5 protein-coding genes are annotated in these 4,238 nt (G+C 71.0%); 2 read left to right on the top strand and 3 right to left on the bottom strand.

All coding sequences use genetic code 11. From position 1 onward, the window contains the following. Window positions 1-128 precede the first annotated feature (128 nt). Window positions 129-1,013 carry an aminoglycoside phosphotransferase family protein gene (locus tag TR48_RS38100; RefSeq protein WP_369405644.1) on the bottom strand — a complete coding sequence of 295 codons (885 nt, stop codon included), beginning with the start codon at window positions 1,011-1,013 and terminating at the stop codon, window positions 129-131. A gap of 215 nt (window positions 1,014-1,228) precedes the next feature. Between TR48_RS38100 and TR48_RS38095 the strand changes: the two genes are divergently transcribed. Further along, window positions 1,229-1,792, top strand: coding sequence for an aldo/keto reductase (locus TR48_RS38095; RefSeq protein WP_439654535.1), 564 nt, complete (start codon window positions 1,229-1,231; stop codon window positions 1,790-1,792). Between the two features lies 1 nt (window position 1,793). On the opposite strand, the gene TR48_RS38090 is transcribed toward TR48_RS38095, so the two are convergent. After that, window positions 1,794-2,474: a TetR/AcrR family transcriptional regulator gene (locus TR48_RS38090; RefSeq protein ID WP_052443392.1), complete on the bottom strand. Its 681-nt coding sequence runs from the start codon at window positions 2,472-2,474 to the stop codon at window positions 1,794-1,796. Window positions 2,475-2,533: 59 nt separating this feature from the next. Between TR48_RS38090 and TR48_RS38085 the strand changes: the two genes are divergently transcribed. Beyond that, complete coding sequence (locus TR48_RS38085; protein ID WP_201777212.1) at window positions 2,534-2,845, top strand: DUF1905 domain-containing protein; 312 nt, start codon at window positions 2,534-2,536, stop codon at window positions 2,843-2,845. A gap of 721 nt (window positions 2,846-3,566) precedes the next feature. Here TR48_RS38085 and TR48_RS38075 read toward each other — a convergent pair. Next, window positions 3,567-4,238 (bottom strand): class I SAM-dependent methyltransferase (locus tag TR48_RS38075; protein ID WP_369405643.1); only part of this gene is annotated, 672 nt, incomplete at its 5' end.

The raw sequence follows: 4,238 nt of genomic DNA, 5'->3' as shown, positions 1-4,238 counted from the left end.
CCAACCAATCCCGAAAATGGCAGCACAAATGAACCATTATGCGATCAGATTCGAGGGGGTTCGTCGCCCGGACACCCGCACCGCGAGCGGGGCAACCCGGAGAACACTACGCATCCCCGCAAGCCGTGTCAACCCTCCGCCAGAAGCTCATCCAGAGCACGCTGGGCGCTCGCCACCATGGCCGGGTTGGTGTGGCGGTAGTAGCTCAGCTCCATCAGTGCGACCGACAGCACCCAGCCGCGGCCGCGCGTCCACGCGGCGTTGTCCGCGCCGACCGCGGAGCGGAAGCGGGGGCGGGCTGCGCCGGGGAGGACGTACCAGGCGGGCAGGAGGTCGACCGCAGGGTCGCCGAGGCCGACGCAACCGAAGTCGATGACGCCGCTGAGGCGACCGGCGGCGGAGACCAGCAGGTTGCCCGGCTGGAGGTCGGAATGGATCCACACCAGGTTGCCGGCCCACTCGGGGGCACGCAGGGCTGTCTCCCAGACAGCGAGCGCCGCGTCCACGTCGACCAGGTCGCTCACGACAGCCAGGGCGCGGCGGGTGGCGGCGTCGCGGGACGGGAGCGACTCACTGCGGTAGGAGGCGGGAGCCCCCGACGGGTCGATACAGCGCAGCGTGGTGACGAAGGCCCCCAGATCCGTGGCGAGTTGCACGGGGTCGGCGAGCCGACCGGGGACGGGATTGCCGCCGTCGAGCCAACCGTAGACCGACCACGACCACGGGTAGGCACTCTCCGGCGTCCCCTGGCCGACCGGTACGGGAATCGCCACGGGCAACTCGGCCGCCAACCGCGGGAGCCAGGCGTGCTCCTTCTTCACGTCCTCGGCCGCGCCGGGCCTACGGGGCAGGCGCACCACCATGTCCGCGCCGAGCCGGTACATCGCGTTGGAGGTGCCGGTCCGCTCGGCGTCCCCGACGTCGAGGTGCGCCCACTGCGGGAACTGCGCGGCGACGAGCCGGCGGGCGAGTGCGATGTCGGTGTCCACCTCGTCGAGGTGCATCCGGGTCATGTGTGCGACCGCCTTCCTGTCCCTCCGGTTCGCTCGTCATCCGAACGCACGCCCAGGAGCCCGGTCAACCGATTTCCCTGGCGGGCGGGCGCTTGGGCTTGCCACGTTTCCCGAACACGCCAGCCTCCACACGCAAGCCTTCTCGGTGCGGACTCCACCGCCGAGGAGGGTTCTTTCATGCCTCCGATTTCCGCACAGCATGACGAGCCCCGCCCATGAACGCACGAATGGCCCCCGCCGCCGGCACATGGCGCCTCGGGCACCTGACGGTCAACCTTCTCGGGTTCGGCGCGGTGCGCCTCGCCGGGAGCACGGCCTTCGCCGCCTGCGCGCAGCGCGGCCGCGCGCAGGCCGTGGCCGTGCTGCGGCGAGCGGTGGAGCTCGGCGTGAACCACATCGACACCGCGGCGTCCTACTTCTCCGCGACGCGCTCCGCCAGCGAGCTGACCAGTCACGGGCTCTCGCACCACGCCGACGCTCTCGTCATCTGGAGCGGTGCGGCGAACTCGGCATCGCGTTCGTTTCCTTCTTCGCGATCGTCGGCCCGGGTGGGGTGGCCGGTCCTGCGGAGCAGGCCAGCGCGGCGGTGGAGGCCGTCGCCCGCGCACACGGGGTGTCCGCCGCGCAGGTGCGCCTGCGTGGACGCTCCAGCAAAGACCCGCATGCTGGCCATCCCGGGGACGGGCGACCTGCGGCGCCTGAAGGAGAACCTCGCGGCGAGGGCGCTTCGTCTGTTGCAGGAGGAGCTGGCCTTTTCTCGGCGGACGTCCCGAGGGTGACTCAGGCGCGGTAGGCGGCGAGGAAGGCGGAGACGCCGTCGTCCGCGATGGTGTCCAGCTCCTCAGGGCCGGGAAGTTCGCCCTCCGGGGCGAAGAGGAAGGTGTCGAGGGTGCTGCCGAGCACCAGGTAGGAGAAGTGCTCGGCGGCCCGGCGCGGGTTCGGCGCGCGGAGCGCGCCACGGACATGCAGCAGCGCGAAGGCCTCGGTGAGAGCTGCGATGACCCGCCCGGGTGCGCGGCGGTAGTACTCGTCGGCGAGGGCCGGGAAGCGGGACGCCTCAAGGATGATCAGGCGGCGCAGCCGCAGTACCTCGGGTCGGGCGACAGTGGCCAGGTGCCGACGGCCCAACGCGTGCAGCTCCTGCGGCAGGTCCTCCGCTTCCGTCAGGCCGGCGACGAGTTGCTCGGCGAACTGCCCTGCCGTGCCGGTGAATCCGAGCACCAGCTCGGTGAAGAGCGACTCCTTGTCCCCGAAGTTGTTGTAGATGCTGCGCTTGGACACCTGGGCCAGGGCGGCGATCTCGTCGACCCCGGTCCCCTGGTAGCCGTTGCGCAGGAAGAGTGTCCTAGCAGCCTCGGCGACGGCGGCACGGGTACGCAGCGTGCGCGGGTCGGGCCCGCGGTCGCGGGGTCCGGCCGGGATGCGGAGCGGAGGGTGCTGCGCGCTGAATCCCTCACTCATGTCGCGGTTCCTCTCGCGGGGGCTGGTACCGAGTGGTATAGAAGATAGTGCACTCATCGGTGCAAGAGATAGCCGCACCGTACGACCGAGGCAGCGAGGAGATGGTGACCGTGCTGTTCCAGGCGACTGTCGAGGCCACCGGCAAGACCACCACTGGCATCCCCGTCCCCGAGGAGATCGTGACCGGCCTCGGCGCGGGCAAGCGCCCGCCCGTCCGGGTCACCCTCAACGGCTACACCTACCGCACCACGCTCGGCGTCATGGGCGGTCGCACCCTGATCAGCGTCAGTGCGGCGATCCGCCAGGCCGCCTCGGTCGCCGCCGGCGACCAGCTCCCGGTGACCGTCGAGCTGGACACGGACCCGCGCTGACCCACGCTCGCCCTAGCTCGGCAGGACACCCGCCGAACTGCCAGGCGTGGAGCTCGACTTCGTCGTAGCCGCCGACGGGCAGCGCCGCGCTCGCCGCCCCCGCATCCGGAGCCGGCACCAGCGACGGTGCCGAGCCACTCCGCCCCGTGAACCGCGCCCCCAGGTCCGCCCGCCGGGGAACTCGCACATGGTCCGCCCGAGCAGATTGCGCCACCGCCGCAGCATCACGTCCCGGTGGGCCCACCCGGGCTCCCCGAAGAGGGTTGCGCCTACGCGCTGCTCGGCCGGCTCGCTCGCCCGCCGCTTGGGGACTCCGTCCCGGACGCGGAGACGGGGGAGGACGAGCTCGCCCTGAGCGAGCTGGCTCGTCGACAGGGGCGAACCGAGTTGGCGCGCGTCCTCATGATTCGGCTGCTCGACGGCGTAGGCCCGCGCGACGCGGCGCTTGTGGGCGGGAGTGCCGAACAACTGGAAAAGCTAGGGGACTTCGTTCAGTCGGCACGAGCCAGGAAACTGCACACCTGGCACCAGGGCGGCCCCCAACAGCACAAGGCGGCGAAGCCGGATGCTCTGTCGCCCGCGCCCCCTACGGGCCAACTCGCCCTCGATCTCGGGCTTCCCGGCCAGGATCGGGTCGAAGGACGTCCGACGTCCGCAGAGGAGCGATGACGTTCGGCGATGAGCGCGGAGACGTCGTCAGAAGCGCCAGCCCACCACAGGTTCACGTGCGGGCGTCCACCGCACGCCGCGCGAAGAGTATGGCGCCCAGCGGGCTCTCGCCCGAGGTGAGCGTCGTGGTGGACTCGACGGTGAACCCCGCCTGCTGGAGCCGGACAGCCATCTGCTCAGGACGGCGGCGGTGGACGTGAACCCGGATCGGGACACCGTCACGCCACTGGGTCCGCAGCACTGACTCGTCACCCACGTGGAAGCCCAGCAGCAGCGAACCCCCGGGGCGGAGCGCGCGGTGGAACCGGGCGAGCACCGGGCCGATCTCGTCGTCGGGGATGTGGATCAGCGAGTACCAGGCAAGCACGCCGGCCACGGAACTCTCGGCCAGATCGAGCTCCGTCATAGAACCGACCTCGAAGCGCAGTTCCGGGTGGTCGCGCCGGGCGACCTCGATCATCACCGGCGACAGGTCGATCCCGAAGACGTCAATGCCGAGCCCCGCCAGAAACCCTGTGATCCGCCCGGCCCCGCACCCCACGTCCGCGACCGGACCGCCGCCGGCCTCCCGCACCTGGTCGGCGAAGAGCGTCAGCAGGGCCCGCTCGTACGGAGTCCGGTCGAGCAGGTCGCGAAACACGTCCCCATAGGCGGGGGCCATGGTGTCGTAGGACGCCCTCGTGTCACCCAGCCAGTCGTCGGCACTCATGTGGAACTCCCCCGG

Source organism: Streptacidiphilus neutrinimicus (assembly GCF_000787815.1).
Taxonomy (GTDB): Bacteria; Actinomycetota; Actinomycetes; order Streptomycetales; family Streptomycetaceae; genus Streptacidiphilus; species Streptacidiphilus neutrinimicus.
The sequence above is the reverse complement of the archived record's forward strand: the minus strand, read 5'-3'. Positions and strand labels throughout refer to the sequence as shown.